This window comes from uncultured Victivallis sp., assembly GCA_944389935.1.
Classification (GTDB): Bacteria; Verrucomicrobiota; Lentisphaeria; order Victivallales; family Victivallaceae; genus Victivallis.
Window position 1 is genome coordinate 47600 of the sequence record CALXOE010000012.1, and the last position, 21279, is coordinate 68878.

Here is a 21279-nt window from a genome sequence, read left to right on the forward strand (position 1 = left end):
CCAGCGGCGGATATAGCGGCGAAACTCTCCGGGCGTCCGCGCAAAAGAGTTCCCTTTGCGGACCTGCTGTGAGAATGCGCCCGACGCCGGTCAGACGAACGCATGTTCAATGCGGATCACGACTTTGACCGGCTCGCCGCCCTCGCCGCCGAGCTTCCGCTGGAACATCTCGCGCAGCTCGGCGGGATTGTGCGGACAGTCGCGCGGCACGAGCAGATCGAACCGGAGCTGCAACGCTTCAGGTGTCCGCGCCATGCGGAAGTCATAGACCTGAAACCGCTTATCGAACTCATGAGCGGTTCCTACCGCGGCCAGCCGCCACTTCTTGTATTCGGGGTCATCTTTCTGAAACGGATCGCAGTGCAGCACGAGCCGCACCGGCAGGACGCAGGCGACCTGCCGCTCGGTGTTCTCAAGTGAATCGTGAATCGAAACCGGATCCGCATCGGAATTCACCTCCGCGTGCGCCGTCGCAAAGTACCGGCCCGGCCCGTAGTTGTGCATCATGAGGTCGTGGATGCCGCAGATATCGGGATTCTCCAGCACCTTTTCCACCAGGCGCGAAACGAGCGCCGGATCGGGGGTCTCCCCGAGCAGCGGATTGATCGTGTCGCGAACGACCTTCACCCCGCCGACGACCACCAGCCCGGCGACGATGACACCCGCAATACCGTCGACCGGGAAACTCGTCAGCGTACTCGTGTAGAGGGAGACCAGCACCACCGACGTGGTCAGAATGTCGCTCAAGCTGTCGAACGCGGTCGCGCGCAGCACCGGAGAGTCGATCCGTTTCGCAAGCGTCCGGTAGAAGAAGAACATCCAGAGTTTTACAGGAATCGAACAGGCCGCGAGCACGAACAGAAGCGCCGAAAGCGTCACTTCAGCCGGCTCGAAGATCCGTTCAATTGAACTCTTGAAGAAGTCGAGCCCGACCGCGATGATGATGACCGCCACCACCAGCCCCGCCACATACTCCATGCGTCCGTGACCGAACGGATGGCGGTCGTCGGCGGGCCGCGCCGCCATGCGCGCGCCGAAGAGCGCGATCATCGCCGAGCCCGCGTCGGAGAGATTGTTCACCGCGTCCGCGGCGACCGCGATACTGCCGGTCAGGAGCCCGACCGACAACTTTACGATGAACAGCAGAACATTGCAGACGATCCCGACCGCGCCGCCGAGGACACCGTAGGATTCCCGCACGCGCTGGTCATCGGTCCGGTCAGGATGTTTCACAAACAGACGGATCAGCAAACCGGTCAAAATAAACCTCTCATATTTCAGATGTTTCCCGGGATTTCAGATCCCGGATTGTTCCGAAACGGCCGGCAACATTTCCGGCCATCCTTATAAGATAGCCGTTCCCGCTGTTTTTTCCAGCAAAAAGCCGGAAGAAACCATCGGATTTACCGGATTGCGTCTTGAAAACCGCCTCAGTCTGTGATATTTTTTATGAAATTCCCAATTCCACAAATCACATATTTTCAGAGTCTGGAGCCGACCGCTGTATGAATGATATCGTTTCAAATCTTCCCGGTTACCTCACTGTACTTGCGATTCTGATTCTCGCGGGTGCGTGTTCAAGCAAACTCTCGAGCCGGTTGAATGTCCCGGTTCTGCTCGTGTTTCTCGGCGTCGGCATGCTGGCCGGGACCGATTTTTTCGGGATCGTGGCATTCGACAACGCGACCGCAGCCAACACGATCGGCAGCATCGCGATGGCATTCATCCTCTACTCGGGCGGATACGACACCTCATGGAAATCGATCCGGAACGTACTCGGCTACGGCAGCGTGCTTTCGAGTCTCGGGGTTCTGCTGACGGCGTTGTTCGTGGGACTCTTCACATTCGGGCTCTTCGCGCTCGGATTCCGCTATTTCCCGAGCTGTCTCGGATTCACGCAGCAACCGTCGCTGGAGTGGTGTCTGCTGCTCGGGGCGATCGTCTCTTCGACCGATGCGGCGGCGGTCTTCGCGATTCTGCGCAGCCGCAGCGTGAGCCTGAAAGGGAGACTCAAACCGCTGCTCGAATATGAATCCGGCAGCAACGATCCGATGGCCGCATTCCTCACGATCTTCATGGTCGGGATGATCCTCTCGTCCGGGGGCTCTTACTGGATGATTCTGCCGATGTTTCTCATCAAAATGTCGCTTGGCGTCTTTTACGGCTTTCTCATCGCGAAGCTCGCGGTCTGGCTCTTCAACCAGATCGACTTTGAATACGACGGTCTCTACTATGTGCTCGGAATCGGCGTCGTGATGCTGACCTTCGGAGCGAGCGAATTCAGCTACGGAAACGGCTTCATGGCCGTCTATGTCGCCGGCGTGGTCATGGGCAACAGCAAATTCATCTACCAGCACGGGATCGGCCGTTTTCACGACGGCATCGGCTGGCTTATGCAGGTCATGCTGTTCGGCATGCTCGGACTGCTCTCGTTTCCGAAACAGCTGCCGGATGTCGCGATTCCGGGACTGGCGATCGCGTTCTTTCTGATGCTGATCGCCCGTCCCGCGGCGGTGTTTCTCTGCATGTTCCGCAGCAAGTTCACAATGAAGGAACGGCTTTTCGTCTCCTGGGTCGGACTGCGCGGCGGTGCGCCGATCATGCTCGCGACCTACCCGCTCATGGCGCATCTGCCGGATGCGTGGAAAATGTTCAGCATCGTATTCTTCATCGTTCTCATGTCGGTTCTCGTGCAGGGGAAGACCCTCATGCCGTTTGCGAAAAAACTCAAGCTCGACAAACCGCTCAAAGTCTCGCCGCGCGTCCCGCTCGAATTCGAGAACACCGGCACGCTCAACGGCGACCTGTGTGAATTTGAAGTCCAGCCCTGCGCGCCCTACATCGGCCGCAAACTCTCGGAACTCGGGCTGCCGAAAGGGGCGCTCGTTCTGCTGATCCGCCGCGGACGCGAATTCGTCGTTCCGCACGGCAGCACCGTGATCGAAGCGCACGACGGGTTGATGATCCTCGCCGACTCCAAAACCCTCGCGGAAACCGCCCCCGTCCTCGCCTGTGAAACCGAAGAGGAGGATGCGTAAGTTCAACCGCTCCCCGCCCCCTCAACCGTCCCCTCCACGGGACGGTTTTTTTGTGCGCCGACTCAAAATTCATGATAAAAAATCCTGTAAACAAGATCAATATTCATAAAAACAGCACAATCATCCATTCTCAAACAGAAATTCCGATCTATATTATCAGGAATGAGGCGGGGAAATCGTTTCCCGCCGGAAGTCCGAATTACTCAGGAGAGACACCATGCGGAAAATCAGCGCCTCGAATTATGTCGAAACCATGAAACCGTGGCTTACGAAACTGCCGGAGTATCTGCGGCATCCGGCGGGGCGTCCCGACCTCGTGTTCTACGGCACCGGGGAATCGGCCCACTGGCCGACTCAGAGCAATCTGAACGTCTCGGCCGCGCTGGCAGTGCTGTCCAGGGCGCCGGAACTCGAGGAAGCACAACGCGATGAAGCCGGAAGAACCGCGCTGGCACTGCTGCGCTACGCGATGGCGACCCATCTCACGGGGGATTTTCCCGCGACCGACGACAGACGCTGGGGCTGCCACTGGATCAGTGTCCTCGGACTCGAACGCATGAGCCATGGACTCAACGCGATCCGCGACCGGCTCACGGAAGAGGACAATGCGAGACTGCGCCGTCTCGTGCTGTGCGAGTCGGACTGGCTGCTCGACCACTATCCCGTCGTGGCCGGAATGGTCAACTCCTCCGGAAAAAACAAACCCGAATCGAACATCTGGAACGGCGGCTTTCTGCTGCGCGCCGCACTCGATTATCCCGACACTCCGCGCGCAGCGGAGTACCGCGCCAAGGCTGCGGAGTTCCTGCTGAACGGGCTCTCCCATCCGCTCGACGCCGCGAGCGAGACGAAATACAACGGAAAAACGCTCCGCGAATATCACGTCGGATTCAACTTCACCCCGAACTGGTCGCTCGACCATCACGGTTATCTGAACGTCGGATATATGGTGATCTGCCTCTCGAACCTCGCGATGCTGCACTTTTACTGCAAAGAACGCGGCTATGCCGCGCCTCCGGAACTCTATTTGCACGTGCGGGAGCTGTGGAGCCGCGTGAAACACTTCCTCTTTCCGGACGGGCGGCTGCTGCGCCTCGGCGGCGACACGCGCGCCCGCTACACCTACTGCCAGGATTATGCGATTCCGATGTGGCTCTTCGCTGCCGACTTCCTCGGCGACGCCGACGCGGCGGAATTGGAAAAGGGGTGGATCGACCTCGTCCGCACAGAGGCCGCGTACAATGGGGACGGCGGCTTTTACACGCGGCGGCTCGCGCAGCTGCGGGATGTGAGTTACTACTATTTCACACGGCTCGAATCGGACGCGATTCTCACGCTCTCCTACGGGGCGTACTGGCGGCGGAAATTTGCGATCGCCGATTTTTCCGAGACCTTTGCTTCCAATCCGCCGGACGCCTGGCAGGATGAGTATCACGGCGCGACGTTCCTGCGCGACGGCAGCACCGTACGTTCGTTCGTCTGGCACGGCGGCCAGGGACCGACCGGGCTCTGCGTCCGGGCCGAACGCAGCGACATGGCGGAGTGGCAGGGAAATCTGCGCGGCGTAATCCGCAGCGGAAACACGCCGGAAGCGACGCAGGGCGAGAGCAGCCATACGCTCTTCCCCGGCGGCTTCGTGAATTCGGGTGCGGCCGACTGGATCGAGAACGATCCGCACGGCGAGGGGGAAGGCGTCTACAGTTACGCACGCCACAAGAGCGCCTGCGCCGCCCTCCCCGACGGGAAGACGATGCTGTTCCTCGAGTATGCGGAGATGCTCAAAGAAGCGACTCTTGCGGAGCTTTGCGGAATGAACCTCCGGATGCCGAACGACCTCTTCAACGCGGAGAGCCGCACTTACCGCGCGCCCGGCGGAATCGAATTCACGCTGGCGGGCCATCCGGACCAGCCGGAGGAACGCGCCGTCGCCGCCGACCGGCTTTCGATCGACGGTGAACTCAACGTATTCCTGCTCTACGGCGGCGAAAAACTGCTCATCCGGCGGAAAGCGGGCCGGTCCGGTGCCGTCATCCGCCAGCAGCACGGCCCGTGGATGGGCTCTCTCGGGATCGACCAGATCTGCTGCGGGGGGAAAGGATGCCCCTGCCGTCCCCTCCCCGGCGAACTTCTGCTCGACGACGGATACGCCGTCGCCGCGGGCGGGGAGCTGGAAGAACCGGTTTTCCGCCGGATTCCGCAACCGGGGCTTCTCCGCATGGTGGAATTCCGGAACGGGGCCGGCTGCTGGCGCTTCGCCGCGAATTTCGGTCCGGAACCGGTCGCAGCGGAAATCCCGGAAAACTTCACGCTGCTGGCCGGCTCCCTCGAACCCGGCTGCGCCGCCCTCTGGCAGAAAGCGTAACAACTCCGACTTGACAAATCCCCGAACCGGCAGTATTGTAAATCCGCGTCTTCGGGGCGGGGTGCAACTCCCCACCGGCGGTATGACAAGCCCGCGACCTTCTGCAAAGCGGAAGCTGAACCGGTGAAAATCCGGTGCCGACAGTGACAGTCTGGATGAGAGAGGACAGGAGAAAGCGGAGCATCCGGCTCCGCGGCGATGCCGTTCCGCCCCCGGGTTGTCCGGGGGTTTTCTTTTTCCTGCCTGAACACCCCTGCAAACCACAGGAGGAATGAAGATGGAATTCGATCCGATCGAAGAGGTGATCGCGGCATACGGCCGCGGCGAAATCGTCATCATCACGGATGACGAAAACCGGGAAAACGAGGGCGACCTCATTGCGGCGGCGGCAAAAACCGACGCGGCAACCGTGAACTTCATGCTGATTCACGCCCGCGGGCTCTTCTGCGTGCCGCTCGCGCCGGAGATCGCCGCGCGCATCGGCCTCGCGCAGCCCGCCGGGAAACACGATCCGCGCTGTACCTGCTTTACGCAGAGCGTCGATGCCGTCGAGGGGACGACCACGGGCGTTTCGGCGTTCGACCGCGCGACGACCGTCCGCAAACTCATGGAGGAGAACGCTGCGCTCGACGACTTCTACACGCCGGGACACGTTTTTCCGCTCATCGCCCGGCCCGGCGGCGTGCTCGAACGGCCCGGCCACACCGAGGCGGCTGTCGACCTCGCCCGGCTTGCGGGACTCCCGCCCGGCGGCGTGCTGTGCGAGATTCTGAATCCGGACGGCACGATGGCGCGACTGCCGCAACTTCAGGAGTTCAAACGGAAATTCCACCTCAAAATGGGCAGCGTCGAAGCGCTGAAAGAGTATCGTCTCGCCACTGGACGCTGATAAGTCCGGCCGGTCATTGCGGACCGCAGCCGGGCAGCCCCATGACGCTCTTGACCGGACACTGCACTTCAGGGAGTTCCGCCGGCGGGCGCGGTTCCGGTTCCGGCGACTCCCCGGCCGGAGCCGGAAAACGTTCGGAGAGCGAAACCCGGCTGCCCGCCTCCGCCGCCAGATAGTCGTCGAGGGCCGGGATGACCTCCGACGCGGGACGATTCCGCAACTCGCGGATGAGCACCTGCAAATCCTCCCTCGCCGCCCGGTTCGCCTGAAACAGACTCCCGACCGCCCCGAGGTGCATCGAAATGACCGCAATCAAAGCGAAATAGTTGAAGCCGAACAGGATCTTCGAGATCAGCGGCAGCTTTACCCGCACAATGACCCAGACCGGCAGAACCAGAAAAACCCCCATCAGGAGCAGCAAATAGAGCAGTCCGAGCGCCAGCGCATTCATCGTTCCGCCTCCCGCACCGCCTCGTACCAGAGGCGGTAACGCGCCCGCACGCCGGCCTGCTCGAATGCCGTGCTCCGATCGAGTTTCTCAAGAGCGTCGGCCAGTTCGCGCGGATCGATTCCCGACTCGAGTGCATCGCGTGTCGCCCGGACCGCCTCGGCCTCCGCATGCAGCGCATAACTCCGCTCGAACTGGAAGTAGAGCATCGACCACGCGCCGAGCGCGACCACCAGAATCGAACTCATCACCCACAAATACCGGTTGTACTTCCAGCGGCGGAAAAACAGCGGCCAGCCCGCGATCAGAGCGATTCCCGCCAGAACCAGAGGGAAAATCAGCATCTTCACGGCAGCCACCAATCCCCCGGCGCCGATCCGCCGTCGTAGAACGGCAGCGGAACGACCGTCCCGGTCAGAACAGCGCCGGTCACTTCGAACCGCAGGGATTCCCCGGGCTTTACAAGCGACGCCTCAAGGCGGCAGAGTGCCGCCGCCGCATCGAGCGACGGGCAGAAACTTCCGGAGGTCACCCGGCCGATCACCTCGTCGCGCGCGTTGAGTACGAGCGTTCCCTCCCGGGCCGCCCGCCGTCCGTCGAGGCGCACTCCGAAAAGGCGCTGCCCGGGGAAGCGCGAGCCGAGAGAGGCCCGGCCGGTGAATTCGCGCGGCTCCTCCGGGTGCAGCAGCGCGCCGAGCCCGGATTCGGCCGGGGTGAACTCCGGAACAAGCTCGCTCCCGCACGCGGGAAATCCCATCTCGAGCCGCAGTGAATCGCGCGCGCCATACCCGGCCGGCATGACCGGTTCCGTCTCAAGCAGCAGATCCCAGAGCTGATCGACATAGTCCAGATTGAAGAGCAGCGAAAATGCCTCCTCCCCGGTCGAACCGGCATGGACCGCAATCGCCCGGAATCCATCGACCTCAACGCTCCCGGCGCAGCCGTACTCCGGCAGCTCCCGCACATTGAGCGTTTCGAGCACGGCACGGGATTTCGGCCCGGCCAGAGCGATTCGCGCGAGAAGCCGCGTGAGGTCCTGGGTTTCGACCCCCTTTCCGGCGCACAAACCGGCGATCCGGGAGAGACTGCCCGCATCGAACTCCGGTTCCGTGAGCAGCAGAAAGTCCTCCTCCCCCATCCGCGCGACCAGCGGCGCCCCGAGAACTCCGCCCTGCTCATTGAGCAGCAGATTCCGGCGGCAGCGCCCCGGTTCAAGGTCCGCCACCGGGCGGGCGAACCAGCCGTCGAGCGCGGCGGCGGCTCCCGCCCCGGCCACCCGGAGCTTCCCAGAAGCGCACAGATCGAATACCGAACAGTGCGTCCGGGTGTGACGGTGCTCGGCGATGATCCCCTCCGGATACGCGAGCGGGACATTCCAGCCCGCCCGGGGAACCATCTTCGCGCCGAGTTCGATCTCGTATTCGGTCAGCGGTGTCGTAATCAATGCGCCCATCTCTCACAACTCCGAGTCGAGCAGCGGCCCGGCCGCATGCAGTTTCGCGATCGCGGTTTCCATTCCCGCCGGATGGCGGAACACGCTCGTGCCGGCCACGACCATATTCACGCCGTGGGCGGCGACGGTCCGGACGGTTTTCTCGTCGATTCCGCCGTCGGCCTCGAGCTGAACATGCAGCTTCCGGCGCAGAATCTCGCGTTTCACGGCGGCGCATTTCGCCATCTGGCCGGCCATGAAACTCTGCCCGCCGAAACCGGGCTCGACGGTCATCACGAGCACGAGGTCGATCCGGTCGAGCCAGGGAAACACCGCCTCGGCCGGCGTCGCGGGCTTCAGGGAGATCCCGACCGTGCAGCCCGCTTTCCGGATCGTGTCGATCACCTCCCCGGTCGGCTCGGGGCATTCCAGGTGGAACGTCAGGTGGTCGCACCCCGCCTCCGCGAACGCCTGCGCATAACGCGCCGGTTCGGAGATCATCAGATGGGTGTCGAAAAGCATTCCGCTGCGCTTGCGGACGCTCCGGATCACCGGCGGGCCGAACGAGATGTTCGGAACGAAGTGTCCGTCCATCACATCGAGGTGGATCACATCCGCCCCGGCAGCTTCGGCGCGGGCGATCTCCTCCCCGAGCCGGCTGAAATCACAAGCCAGTACCGACGGGGAAACGAGAATCCGGTCGGTCGGCAGTTTCCGCAGATCATTCATGTCATACTCCTGCTGTTGTGTCTTTCAGGAAATATAACTGTTTCAGGCTGATTTTTCAACCATCCGGAGGGCGGCGGGGAATTTCTGCAGCGGACTTTCCCGGAAAAATCCCGCCGATTTTTTCCGATGCGCCTTGAAACGATCTTTTTCAAAGGTTATCTTAGAGTGCTGTTGTTGATGTTTCACCGGCCGGAGCCGGGAGTTGTTCCGATGTTTTGTGCGGCGATAGATTTTTTCAGGAAGAGTTTCCACCATGCAGGAGTGCGCAGATACGGCGCGAACACGTTGTGGCTGCTGGCGGAGAAAACGGTCCGGGTTGCCGTGGGCTTTTCGGTCGGAGTCTACGTGGCCCGCTGCCTCGGGCCCGCACAATACGGACTGTTGAACTACGCCATCAGTTTCGTGGCGCTCTTCTCGGTTTTCAGTTCTCTCGGACTTGACGCGATTCTCGTGCGCGAACTCGTGCGCACGCCTCAGCGCGCCAATGTTCTCATGGGGAGCTCCCTTCTGCTGAAACTCGGCGGATTCGGAATCATGGCCTCCTGCGTGGGAATTGTGCTGCTCTTTTCCGGCACCGCGGAGTCCCGCCTCCTGATCTGGATCATTTTATCTGGTTATTTCTTTCAATCCTTTCAGGTTCTGGATTACTTCTTTCAGGCCCGGGTTCAGGGGAAATATGTGGCGATATCCCAGATGGCGGCACTGCTGGCGACCGCCGCGGGGCGGGTTCTGCTGGCTCTGAATCAGGCTCCGCTGTGGAGTTTCGCCCTGATGGAGACGACCTACGTGCTGCTTGCGTCCCTCTGTTGCTGGGGATTTTACCGGAAAGGCGGAGCGTGTTTGCGGCAATGGCGGTTTGACCGGCAGGTCGCCCGCGAGCTGCTCCGGAACTGCCTGCCTCTGATGCTCGCCGGCGCGGCCAGCCTCATCTATCTGCGGCTCGATCAGGTCATGATCAAAACCATGGTCGGCGACAGCGCCAACGGACAGTACGCCGTCGCGGTCCGGCTCGTGGAACTTCTGTTCGTCCTGCCGATCGTGGTAGGCGACTCCTTTTTCCCCTCGCTGGTGGGAACCCGGACGGTCTCCGAAACCCGTTACCTGCAGCGCAGTTCCTGGCTCATGAAAGGGATGTTCTATCTGGCGCTGTGCGGGAGCATCCCGGTTGCGTTCTGCGGCAGGTGGCTGGTCGAACTGCTTTACGGGAGCGCCTACCATGAGGCGGCGATGCTGTTCATGATTCTGAGCTTGAAGATGCTCCTGGTCTACCCGGGACTCATCTACTCCAAATGGATGGTCGTGGAAAATATGCAGAAAATCCTGCTGGTCTCGGCTGTCGGCGGAGCGTTGACCAATGTGATCCTGAATTACTTCTGGATCCGGCTCTGGGGGGCGCCGGGCGCGGTATGGGCGACTCTGGCCTCCAATCTGAGCATATATCTGCTCTTCCCGCTGCTGTTCCGGCGGGGGAGATGGGCTGTGGTGTTCTTTCTGAGGGCTCTGCTGCCGTGGAAATGAGCAGAAAAAACATCGGCCAATCCCGGCCGCCGTCCGCCCCGGAGTCCGGAGCGGCCTCGGCAGAACCGCATACCCGGGGAGAAACCATATTCCATCATCGCGATCATTCCGGAAAGAATCGAAACATGTCACAGTCAGCACCCATCGTACTATTCGCCTACAAACGGCCGGAGCACACCCGCCGAACCGTGGAGGCTCTCAAAGCCAATCCCGGTGCGGATCGGTCCGAACTGTATCTCTTTTCCGACGGACCGAAAAACGAGGCGGACCGCGAGGCGGTCGACGAGGTCCGGAGCTACCTCAGAACCGTCACCGGCTTTGCCCGGGTTCAACTCGAGGAATCCCCCGTCAACCGCGGCCTGGCAGAATCGGTCATCCACGGAGTATCGGAGATCGTGAGCCGGTTCGGCAGAGCGATCGTTCTGGAGGACGACATGGTCACCTCGCCCGTCTTTCTGGATTTCATGAATCAGGCGTTGAACCGGTTTGAATCCGATGAGAGAATCGCCGCCGTTCACGGCTACACCATTCCCCTGCCCCCCGGGACGCCGGACTATTTTCTGCGTCCCGGCGCGGACTGCTGGGGATGGGCCGTGTGGGAACGCTCCTGGAAACTGTTCCGGTCCGACGCCGGCGAGCTGTACCGGGAACTGCGGGAACGGAGACTCACGCGGGAGTTCGACGGCCCGAGCCGGTTCCCCTACTGCAAAATGCTCCGGGATCAGGCGCGCGGGAAAGTGGATTCCTGGGCCATCCGCTGGCGGGCCTCCGTTTTTCTGGCAAATGCGTTCACCCTGCAGAGCGGCCGGCCTCTGCTGGACAACATCGGCGGCGACAGGAGCGGGACGCACTGTCGCGAAGTCGACTCCGGATTCCCCCTGTGGAATACGCCCATCCCGGTCGACCGGGAACCGCTGCCCGAACCGCCCGAGGCGGCGGCGGTCTACCAGGCATGGCAGGCCGCGCTCCGAGTCCCCTTCGGTCAGAGAATCCGCGGAAAAATCGCGTACGAGTGGAACCGGCTCAAAAAAAATCTCTCCACCCGTCACAAGGAAAGATAACGGTTCTTTCTTTCCGCATTTCCCGGGTCACCAGATCGGCGACCCGACGATCCGGCTTGCGCGGACGCTGCCGAAAATGTGTTCGCCGATCTCCTGCGAACGGTTGTCGCCAACCACGTAATAGTGGCCGGGATCGACTTTTCGCGGCGGCAGATTCCAATCCGAAATGTACTTCACATAAGGCTCGTCGACCGGTTTCCCGTTGCGGAAGAGCTCACCGTCGCGAAATTCGATCGTGTCGCCGGGGACTCCGATGATCCGCTTCAGGAAATAGGTCTTGTCGTGATAACGGATGATCACCACATCCCCGAGCTTCGGTTTACTGAACCAGTATCTCGGCTTGAAACAGAACGTAAACCCGTGCTCGGGATAGGTCGGCATCATGCTGCCCCCGTTGATCCGGCACGGCATCAGAATAAACAAAAAGACGATCACAGCGCACACCGCGACAATCGCCATGCGGATGAAGAAACCGAGACGCAGCCGGGGGAAGAAGAAGTTCACCCAGGTCCCCATCTCCGTATCGTCATCGGAACGATGGAGTCCGGCGATCTTCAGCCAGATCGACCAGCAACCGCGAAACAGCTTCCTCATCCGGCCACCTCCGAATTACATTCCGGCTCCGGCCTGTGCCGCGGCGGCAGCGGCTTTCGCGGCCGCCTCTTCCGCCTCGAGGAACGGCAGAAAACGGGCCTTGTCGCTCGCTTTCATATAAGCCTCCTCCGCGGAGATGTTGCCAGCGTCGAATTCCGCCTGGATCGAGTTGTCCATCGCCCGCATGCCGCGGCCGACGCCCGCATCGATGATCGTGCGGATATTGGAAATCTGCCCCTCACGGATCGTGTTCGGAAGTCCGTCGGTCCAGAGCAGAACCTCGTGCACCGCCACCCGGCCGCCCGACTTCTTGCGGCAGAGAAGCTGCGAAACGATCGCCTGAAGACACTCCGCAAGCATCGTCCGGATCTGCGCCTGTTCATTCGAGGGGAACGCATCGATCATACGGTCGATCGTCTTCGGCGCATTGTTCGTGTGCATGGTCGCAAAGACGAGCATGCCCATCGCCGCGCAGGTGAGCCCGAGCCGCATGGTGTCGTTTTCGCGCATCTCGCCGATCAGCACGATATCCGGGTCCGACCGCATCGCGCCGCGCAGCGCCGCCGGGAACGACTCCGCCTGCAGACCGACTTCGCGATGGACGATCGTGCAGTTCTTGTTCTGGTGCACGAATTCGATCGGGTCCTCGATCGTGATGATGTGCTTGCTGAAATTCTCGTTGATGTAGTCGATCATCGCCGCAAGCGTGGTCGATTTGCCCGAACCGGTCGGGCCGGTCACGAGCACGAGTCCCGATTTCAGCGCACAGATCTCCTTGAGCACCTCCGGCATGTGAAGCTCCTCGAGCGTCAGGATCCTGGTCGGAATCTGGCGCATGACGCAGCCCATGCCGTGATAGTTGTACAGATAGTTCGTGCGGAAGCGGGCCAGCCCCGGAATCTCATGCGCGAAGTCAAGGTCATGGGTCTCCATGAACTTCTCCCACCGCCTCGGCATGCAGATCTCCTTGAGCATCTCCTCCATATATTCCGGAGTGATGATCTCATCGGACAACGCTATGATGTCGCCGTGGACTCGCGCTTTCGGCGGACAGTCGATCGAGAGATGCAGGTCAGATCCGCCGAGTTCCAGCATCTGCCGCAGGTACTGATTGATGATCGGTTCCGTTTCCATATTTCAAAATTCCTCCCTGTCCGTTTCATTTCGCCTGAAGCTGCTGCGCCTGGCGGATGGCAAATTCGCGTTCGAGCTGGGCCAGCTCCGCCTGGTCACGCATGTAATATTTCGCGACCTCGTAGGAGATCAGCCTCGCCTTGTACTTGCCGAGCAGACACTGGTCGAGCGTGCACATGCCCTGCTTGTTGCCGATCTGCATGGTCGACTTGAGCTTGAACGCCTTGCCCTCGTTGATGATGTTCGCCACCGCCATGTTGTTGATGAGAATCTCGTAGGCGATGGTCAATCCGCCGTTCTCCGCGGGGAGCAGCCGCTGGCAGATGATCCCGCGCAGACTGCCCGCGGTCATCGCCCGGATCTGCGGCTGCTGCGACGGCGGAAACACGTCGAGCAGGCGGTTCAACGTGTTGGCCGCATCGCTCGTGTGCAGCGTGCCGATCACAAGGTGCCCCGTTTCGGAGGCGGTGATCGCGTTTTCAATGGTTTCAAGGTCGTGCAGTTCGCCGATGACGATCACGTCCGGGTCCTCACGGAGCGCGGCCTTGAGCGCCGTCCGGTAACTGATCGTGTGCTTGCCGATCTCGCGCTGCGTGACCTGGCAGTTTTTCGAGAGCTGCAGGATTTCAATCGGATCTTCGACCGTGATGATGTGATCGGTCCGTTTTTCGTTGATGATGTCGACCATCGCCGCGAGCGTCGTGGTCTTGCCCGAACCGACCGGCCCGGTGACCAGAACGAGCCCGTTGTGATAATCCAGCAGCCGTTTGATGTGCGTGATGTCGTTCTCGAGAAAACCGAGTTCCTCCAGTGAACAGATATGATCCGGAACCAGTCGATAACTCGCCGCGGAACCGTCCTTGTGCATCATGAGGCAGACACGGAACCGGTCCTGCCCGACTTCGAGCGCGAAGTTGATGTCCATCTCCTCCTCGAACTGCTTCTTGCGTTCGGGCGAGAGCAGCAGGGTGTTCAACCGCCACGCATCCTCTTCCGGGATCACCCAGTCGTCGATGCGCTCGACCTGCAGCATGCGCCGGACGAACGGCGGCGCCCCCGCCGAGATGTGCAGATCCGACGCGCCGAGCGCCCGCAGACAGGTCAGCAGCGTGATGACCAGCTCGATCACCTCCGAGTCGCTCATGGAAGAGACGTCCCGGAGACTCGGCAGATCCGCGTAGGAGTTGATCTGCGAGAGATCGATGTCGACACTCTCGAAACGAGTTGCGGAATCCTGCATGATTCCGTTGCGCTGACGTTTTTTCGGACCGTCCCCATCGCCCGGCATCTCATCCGAAGCCGCGGAGGTGTGCTGCGGAGGGATGTAACTCGAACGCTGCTGAGGCGGGAAAGCCGCCGCACGCTGGGCCGGAGGAAACGCCGCCGCACGCTGAGCAGGAGGAAACGCCGGCCGACCGGGCGCCGCGCCGGGACGCCCGGGTCCCGCGCCGGGACGCCCGGGCCGGGCAGCGCCGCCGGGAAAACCGGGACGGGCGGGCTGTGACGACGGCATGTTCGGGGCGATTCCGGTCTCGGCCTGCGCCACCGCATAGTCGATGACCGCCTGAATCTGGTTGAGCACCGACTGCTGATCCTCCTCGGACAGCCCCTCGACCAGTTTGTCGAGCACGAGCTGCGCGTAGGCTTCCAGTTCCGGCTCGCCCTCAAGCGACTGATAGAAGCGGTCCGCATCCTCCTGCGTGATGGCGCCGTTCGTGATCAGCGCGTAAATAAACCATTGAATATCCAGCGGCATATAAGGTTCTCTCCTGAAATGAACGCTTTGTGTAGTTGATGATTCCTGTCCTCTCTCCGCCATGCAATCGGAGCGAGATACAATAGCGCAAAAATCCTTTTTTTTCAAATTCCCGCCCGATTATTCCCCGATAATCTTGATGAGAATCCGTTTCGGGCGCTTCCCGTCGAACTCTCCATAGAAGATCTGTTCCCAGGGGCCGAAATCGAGTTTTCCGGCGGTGACGGCGACGACCACTTCACGCCCCATGATCTGCCGCTTCATATGGGCATCGGCGTTGTCCTCGTAGCCGTTGTGAGCGTACTGGCTGTGGGGTTTCTCCGGGGCGAGTTTCTCGAGCCAGCGCTCGAAGTCGCTGTGCAGACCCGATTCGTCGTCGTTGATGAAGACGGACGCGGTGATGTGCATGGCGTTGCAGAGCAGCAGCCCCTCGCGGATGCCCGATTCCGCAAGCGCCTCTTCCACCTGCGGAGTGATGTTTACAAACGCGCGGCGGCTCGGCAGAGTCAACGTCAATTCCCGGCGAAATGATTTCATGTCGTTCTCCTCCTGTGTCGACTTCCATGTTTTCGGGGAATGTACCGCGCTTTTTCCCGGAAGTCAAGAGGCAGGAGGCTTGCAATCGTCTTTTCTGAAGCTATTTTATGAAAAAAGGAACAGGATACCCCCACCCGAGGATACGAGAAATGGAACAGATTTTTCCCGGAGTCGTCCGGCTGACATTCGGCACACCGGAAACGGACACTCCCTCCCGCCAGATTTATGTCAAACCGCCGAGGGCGGAGGCGCTCGCCGCGCTGCCGCCGGCGGAGTTCCCGTTCGGAGCGGAGTCGATCCGCTTCCGCACCGCGGCGCGCGGCTGCAGGCTCGAACTGCCGCTCACTCCGGCGGAGGATGTCTACGGGCTCGGGCTGAATCTGAAGCGGCTCCGCCACACCGGGAAAAAACGCACGCTGCGGGTCAACAGCGACCCGGCGACCGACACCGGTGACAGCCACGCCCCCTGCCCCGTCTACTTTTCGACTGCGGGATACGGGGTTCTCGTCGACACGGCCCGCTACGCGAGCTTCTACTGCGGCGGCAATGAACTCCTCAACGCCGAGGCAAAACAGGAGACCGACGGAAAGATCCGTCTGACCGAAGCGGAACTCTACGCCGCCGGAGCGAGAAGTTCCGCGCCGATGGTGATCGACATTCCTGCTGCCCGGGGGGTTGACCTCTATCTTTTCGCCGGGCCGACGCTGCTCGACGCGGTCCGCCGCTATGTGCTTTACTCCGGCGGCGGCGCGCTCCCGCCCGAATGGGGGCTCGGGTGTCACTACCGCGCCTGCGGCACTTTCAACGAAGAACAGGTGCTCGCCCTCGCCCGGGAGTTGCGCGAAAAACATATCCCCTGCGACATTCTCGGACTCGAACCGGGCTGGCACACCCACGCCTACTCGTGCAGTTTCGTCTGGAGCAAAGAGCGTTTTCCGGAGCCGGAGAAACTTCTTCAGGAACTTCAGGAAAATCATTTCCGCGTGAACCTCTGGGAACATGCGTTCACGCATCCGGAGGCGCCGTTCCACGGGGAACTCAAACCCTATTCCGGCGACTTCAAGGTGTGGAACGGGCTCGTACCGGATTTCACGCTCGGAGAAGCACGCAAGGCGTTCGGGGAATACCATGCGGAACAGCTCACCAGACGCGGAGTCAGCAGTTTTAAACTCGACGAGTGCGACAATTCGGATTTCATCTCGACTCCCTGGTCGTTTCCGGAGTGTTCGGAATTCCCCTCGGGACACGACGGGGAAACCATGCACTCGATGTTCGGCTGCCTCTACATGGAGGTGATCGACCGAGCCTGCCGCGAAGCGGGAATCCGCACCTGCGGCCTCGTCCGCTGTGCACATGCTTTCGCGGCGCCGCAACCGTTTGTGCTGTACAGTGACCTCTACGACCATGCGGAGTTCATCCGCGGGGTGACGACCTGCGGATTCTCCGGACTGCTGTGGACGCCGGAGTTCCGCCACGCGACGTCGCCGGAGGATTACATCCGGCGACTGCAGGCGATGGTGCTTTCGCCGGCGATGCTGTTGAACATCTGGATGATGCCGAATCCGCCGTGGCGGCAGCTCGTGCGCGAACGCAATGTGGAAAACGAGTTCTACCCGCCGGAGGAGCAGGAGCGTCTCGAGACGTTGACCCGCGAGGCGCTCGAGCTGCGCATGCGGTTTCTGCCGTACCTCTACGCGGCGTTTGCGGCCTATCACTTTGAGGGGACGCCGCCGTGCCGCGCGCTTGCGATGGATTTTCCGGAGGACAAGCGTCTGCGCGAGGTCGATTACGCCTGGCTGGCGGGTGAGCGGCTGCTGGTTGTGCCGTTCCGGGCGGGGATGAGCGAACTGACGATGCCGCTCCCGCCGGGGGTCTGGTGCGATTTCCGCACGGGAGAACGCCATTCGGGAGAAGTCACGCTCAAACCCGAGCTCGGCGAGCTGCCGATTCTGGTCAGGGAAAACAGTGTGATCCCGCTGGCCGATCCGGTGGAATTCGTCGAAAACGGGATGCAATATCAGCTTACGCTGCGCGTCTACGGAAGTGCTCCGGAACCGGCGCGCCTCTTTGCGGACGACGGTTGGAGCTTCGATTACGAAGATGCCGCCGTTCCCGCCTGGGGGACCGTGGATGCAGACGGGACCCTCTCGGCCGGACTGGGTAAGCGTTATTCGGTCAAAGCGGTTGAACGTCTCTGAAAACGACGGAGGAACCGCCGGGACGATCAGGCGGGGAGCGTTCAGAAAACGAACACGCCCCGCTTTTTTAGGTCGTTGTTCTCTGCGGGCGAGAACTCGATTGGAAATTCCGAAACTCTCCTGCAGCAGCGCCTGAATCCTCCGTCATCATCCGACACTATGGAAGAAGAATCAATGGATATTTCGCCGGATCCTTATCCTCACCAATACCCGGGGCGATCTGGATCCACCCCTCTCGTCCCTCGCCGTCATCATCGTTGACAAGCGCATTGAAACGAATCCCGGCGGCAAGTATTTCCGGGGTCATTCCGAAAGCTTTCAGCGGAAGTTCCGCCTCATAACGAGTCAACGTTCCGCTCCGTGAAGTAGTCAGTTTCACTGAGGCAGCACTTTCCGCCGGAGAAAAACCGGTGGGGGCACTCCAGATGTAAACTTCATTTTCTCCTGAGTCGAGACGGGTCAGCCCGACCTCCCACATGCCTGCCCGATCCGGCAGCTGCAAAGCCAGCTGGACATTATCTCCTCTCCAGACGCCGACACCGTGATTCGGCTGAATATGGCGGTCATCGGTCACGTCGAACCGCAGCCGGAGCGTTTCCCCCTCACGGCGCAACCATACCAGAGCGGAGCGATCCTCAGGCCCCTGCCAGGTCAGGTGAACTTTGCCGGGATCCGCTTCAAACAGCGAAACAGACTGCGCCCGGCGATCCATGCGAAAATCCGGTTTGTCCGATGCCATTTCTCCGGACGGAATACGCCTGGCCGGGACAAGTGGGATCGAAATACGTCCGGCCGCTCCGTCTGGCAAAAAGGCGTAATCAAGCAGCAGATTCGAGGTCTCCAGATAATTTTCCGGGATGGGAAGCCGGTAAACCAGACGCGCCGTTTTTCCGGGAGCAATCCGTTTCATATGCTCGGCAGGAACGACTTTAACGCCTGTGGGGGGAATCGGAGTCAACCGGAATTCACGCTCCTGAGCATACGGATTGTGCACACGCACCGCCAACTCCATGTCACTCCCCGGGACAGCGCTTCCACCTGACTCCAGCAGAACCAGATTGCCCGTCCAGCCGCACTGGGATGCATGTTTCAAGCGAAGAATCACCGGATCACGCCCGGCTTCCGAAACCACGATGCCGTCCCGAACGGCAACCGTTCTCCGGTTTCCCATCAGATCCACACATTCCGCCTCATCGGCATCCGTCCTGAACAAAAGCGGAACGGCCGCACCACGGGCTGTCTCATTCCAGATACCGGCCAGCAACTCGCCGTTCCGCGAGAATAAGTAGACATAGAGTTCCGGCGTGCCGCAATCGATCCGTTTCAGATATTGCGCTCCGGAAAGTGTTCCGGCAAGTGTATTGTAGACGACGTAAACCGATTTCGGCTGAAAATCATTCGTCATCATGCCGTAGTTGTGTTCGTTGTTCTTTGCGTCAAACCCATCGTTGCGTAAATCATACCAGTTATAACCGATCGCCCCATTCGCCCAGCTGAAAATCAGTTTTTTGAAGAGCGCCAATGCCTGACCGCGTTCGCCGCCGAGGGAGCTCAATGCAGTCTCGTTGGCATACCACGGAACAGTCGTGCCGGTTCTCTCACGCATCGGGAGAAAGCGCTCTTCCACGGCAGCCTGAAAAGTGGGGAATCGCCCATGCTCATGATAGGCGTGAATATCGAAGAAGCCGCGTCCTTTCACCAATGCCTCTTCGTGGAAATTTCCTTTTCTGGAGGGATGATCTTTCACCGTTGCAAAACCGCCGCTTTGAATGACCACTTCCGGGTCGACCGCTTTGGCAGCTCGCCAGGCGATTTTCATCATCTCGGCATATTCATCGGAGTTGAACGTTGATCCGCTGAAATCCGGTTCGTTCCAGATTTCCCAGAGTCGTATTTTCCCGCGATAACGTTTCGTAAGGGTTGCGACATAGGTCTCCCACGCTTTGAGATCCGGCAGTGATCGAAACCATGCTCTCCATTCCCGGTTCCGGACCTCTGGAGCGGCCGCCCAGCGCGGCGTATAAGCCCAGATCGGAGCCAGTTCAATATGGTAACGTCCGAACAGTTCAACCTTGCGATCCATGCTCTCGAAATTCCAGCGATCGGGCGAGGGCTGAATATTTCCCCAGCCAGTATCATTGCGCAGAACTTTCGCACCGCAGTAAGCCATGGCCAGAGCTTCCAATTCCTGATCCCCCAGACTCCAGCGCTGCGGATGCGAACAGATTCCGAAAAGAAAACCCTCCGCACGGCCGGGAGTCGGCCCGGCCGGCTTCATCCAGGCAAATGAGCGCTTGGTAATCGCAACATCATTCCCGTCCTTTTCGGAAATCCGGCAGGTGACATACCAGATTCCCATGGCCGGAAGTTTCCCATCGAATGGCACTGTTACGCCCTCACCCGGAGCTGCAGTCAGATTCCAGAGTCTCTTTAAACTGCGTCCATAATAGTCGATCAGTTCCAACTCTGCGCGAAACTCCAGCGGGACGACAGCGCGGTTGGTGAATCGGAACGAGAGCTTTTCTTCCTCCCCCTCAAGCAGCAAATGGAGCGGATTGCCCGTTTCAATATCAAAATCGATCGCCTCGGCTTCAGAGCGATGCAAAAACCGTTCCGAGCCGGAAAAAAACAGCCGGAACTCTCCCGGTTCAGGCTCAATCGTAAAAGATGAATAACGCCCGGACGGTGCTTTTGATGCGGGGAATTTGAATTCCAGAGTTTTCTGACCGGCGGAATAATTGCATTTTGAGCGGAATCGTTTGCCGGTGGAGTCGGTATAATTCAGCGTCACCGCCCCGCGCCCGACACACCGTTCCGCCTCCAGTTGCAGAATGACCCGATCCGCCGGGACATATGGCGTCAACGCAAACTTCCGGTCGGTCATGGAGAACTTTTTCGCGGTCTCCGAAATGCAGAAGAACTCCCATCCCCCATCAACGAGTCGAAGAGAGGCATCCTCAGGAGAACCACTCAGAACAAAATTCTCAGACCGGTCGAACTTCAAAAAAGGTTCGCGGCATTCAACCAAAGTATCCTGCCGTTGGTGCAGATTCAATTTGCCGATCCACATCTCCCCGCTTCCGGAACCACTCGGAAAATTAACCGCAATTCCCCGAAAACGCAGGGTTCCATCCACCTTTCGATCCGCATTGCCTCTCCAACTGTCATGAACATCAGCCTCGGAAATCCGGTAGGAAAGCGTACTCCAGGCTTCTCGTTTCAATCCACCTTCGGTGGGGTAGAACTGAAAAATCTCGCCGGTTTTATCGGAAAAGCGCAATCCGATCCGCCCGACCCGCACCGTTTCCGGGATGAAAACGGTCAATTCCGCCCATGCCTGTTGAACCGGCTCTATACGCTGCTTCCCCCGCCAGTTGAGCTCAGCAAACCGATGGCGGCGTTCTCCCCACGAAAGTTTCAAACTGGAAACGTTCTGCGCCGGAGAGTCGGAAAGAGTCAGAGTCTGATCGCGTTTCTCTCCGGAATTCAAGGATAACATCGCGGGATCGTTGAATGAAATCTCCTCACCTCCACAGATCAGTGCAGAAAGAACAACCAGAGTCAGAATCATCCTTTTCATCAT

Annotated in this window: 16 protein-coding genes and 1 riboswitch; of the genes, 6 read left to right on the forward strand and 10 right to left on the reverse strand. The window is 60.2% G+C overall.

The window, feature by feature from the left end; genetic code table 11:
- Positions 1-90: 90 nt before the first annotated feature.
- Positions 91-1260, reverse strand: coding sequence for a cation diffusion facilitator family transporter (locus tag Q0J85_RS05655; protein ID WP_294479041.1), 1170 nt, complete (start codon positions 1258-1260; stop codon positions 91-93).
- A gap of 245 nt (positions 1261-1505) precedes the next feature.
- Between Q0J85_RS05655 and Q0J85_RS05660 the strand changes: the two genes are divergently transcribed.
- The 3 genes from Q0J85_RS05660 to ribB all read left to right on the forward strand — a co-directional run bounded on the left by Q0J85_RS05660 (position 1506) and on the right by ribB (position 6289).
- A complete protein-coding gene (locus Q0J85_RS05660) occupies positions 1506-3038 on the forward strand; it encodes a potassium/proton antiporter (protein WP_294479042.1) in 1533 nt (510 codons plus the stop codon).
- Positions 3039-3255: 217 nt separating this feature from the next.
- Positions 3256-5400, forward strand: a complete 2145-nt coding sequence (locus tag Q0J85_RS05665; protein ID WP_294479043.1) for a hypothetical protein — start codon at positions 3256-3258, stop codon at positions 5398-5400.
- Positions 5401-5443: 43 nt separating this feature from the next.
- A riboswitch (FMN riboswitch) is annotated at positions 5444-5571 on the forward strand.
- A 106-nt stretch (positions 5572-5677) separates the two neighbouring features.
- On the forward strand, positions 5678-6289 hold the full coding sequence (ribB, locus tag Q0J85_RS05670; protein ID WP_294479044.1) for a 3,4-dihydroxy-2-butanone-4-phosphate synthase: 612 nt from the start codon (positions 5678-5680) through the stop codon (positions 6287-6289).
- A 13-nt stretch (positions 6290-6302) separates the two neighbouring features.
- Here the strand turns inward: ribB and Q0J85_RS05675 are convergent, their stop codons facing one another.
- The 4 genes from Q0J85_RS05675 to rpe are packed head-to-tail and all read right to left on the reverse strand — an operon-like array spanning position 6303 to position 8898.
- Positions 6303-6740 (reverse strand): hypothetical protein, encoded by a 438-nt coding sequence (locus Q0J85_RS05675; RefSeq protein WP_294479046.1) that lies wholly within the window; start codon positions 6738-6740, stop codon positions 6303-6305.
- Positions 6737-7087: a hypothetical protein gene (locus Q0J85_RS05680; RefSeq protein ID WP_294479047.1), complete on the reverse strand. Its 351-nt coding sequence runs from the start codon at positions 7085-7087 to the stop codon at positions 6737-6739. Before Q0J85_RS05680 ends, Q0J85_RS05675 begins: the two co-directional genes overlap by 4 nt.
- Positions 7084-8190 carry a glycine cleavage T C-terminal barrel domain-containing protein gene (locus Q0J85_RS05685; RefSeq protein WP_294479048.1) on the reverse strand — a complete coding sequence of 369 codons (1107 nt, stop codon included), beginning with the start codon at positions 8188-8190 and terminating at the stop codon, positions 7084-7086. Before Q0J85_RS05685 ends, Q0J85_RS05680 begins: the two co-directional genes overlap by 4 nt.
- A 3-nt stretch (positions 8191-8193) precedes the next feature.
- Complete coding sequence (gene rpe, locus Q0J85_RS05690) at positions 8194-8898, reverse strand: ribulose-phosphate 3-epimerase (RefSeq protein WP_294479050.1); 705 nt, start codon at positions 8896-8898, stop codon at positions 8194-8196.
- Positions 8899-9108: 210 nt separating this feature from the next.
- Between rpe and Q0J85_RS05695 the strand changes: the two genes are divergently transcribed.
- Positions 9109-10416 (forward strand): flippase, encoded by a 1308-nt coding sequence (locus Q0J85_RS05695; RefSeq protein ID WP_294479052.1) that lies wholly within the window; start codon positions 9109-9111, stop codon positions 10414-10416.
- Between the two features lie 125 nt (positions 10417-10541).
- Positions 10542-11477, forward strand: a complete 936-nt coding sequence (locus Q0J85_RS05700) for a glycosyltransferase (protein WP_294479054.1) — start codon at positions 10542-10544, stop codon at positions 11475-11477.
- A gap of 27 nt (positions 11478-11504) precedes the next feature.
- Here Q0J85_RS05700 and lepB read toward each other — a convergent pair whose 3' ends face one another.
- The 4 genes from lepB to Q0J85_RS05720 form a co-directional block, all read right to left on the reverse strand.
- Positions 11505-12071: a signal peptidase I gene (lepB, locus tag Q0J85_RS05705; RefSeq protein ID WP_294479056.1), complete on the reverse strand. Its 567-nt coding sequence runs from the start codon at positions 12069-12071 to the stop codon at positions 11505-11507.
- A 15-nt stretch (positions 12072-12086) separates the two neighbouring features.
- Positions 12087-13205 carry a type IV pilus twitching motility protein PilT gene (locus Q0J85_RS05710; RefSeq protein ID WP_294479058.1) on the reverse strand — a complete coding sequence of 373 codons (1119 nt, stop codon included), beginning with the start codon at positions 13203-13205 and terminating at the stop codon, positions 12087-12089.
- Positions 13206-13230: 25 nt separating this feature from the next.
- Positions 13231-14961, reverse strand: coding sequence for a type IV pilus twitching motility protein PilT (locus Q0J85_RS05715; protein WP_294479061.1), 1731 nt, complete (start codon positions 14959-14961; stop codon positions 13231-13233).
- 120 nt (positions 14962-15081) lie between these two features.
- On the reverse strand, positions 15082-15498 hold the full coding sequence (locus Q0J85_RS05720; RefSeq protein WP_294479063.1) for a secondary thiamine-phosphate synthase enzyme YjbQ: 417 nt from the start codon (positions 15496-15498) through the stop codon (positions 15082-15084).
- A 149-nt stretch (positions 15499-15647) separates the two neighbouring features.
- Here Q0J85_RS05720 and Q0J85_RS05725 point away from each other — a divergent pair, with 149 nt between their 5' ends.
- Positions 15648-17696, forward strand: a complete 2049-nt coding sequence (locus Q0J85_RS05725; protein WP_294479065.1) for a TIM-barrel domain-containing protein — start codon at positions 15648-15650, stop codon at positions 17694-17696.
- 157 nt (positions 17697-17853) lie between these two features.
- Here Q0J85_RS05725 and Q0J85_RS05730 read toward each other — a convergent pair whose 3' ends face one another.
- A complete protein-coding gene (locus Q0J85_RS05730; protein ID WP_294479067.1) occupies positions 17854-21279 on the reverse strand; it encodes an endo-1,4-beta-xylanase in 3426 nt (1141 codons plus the stop codon).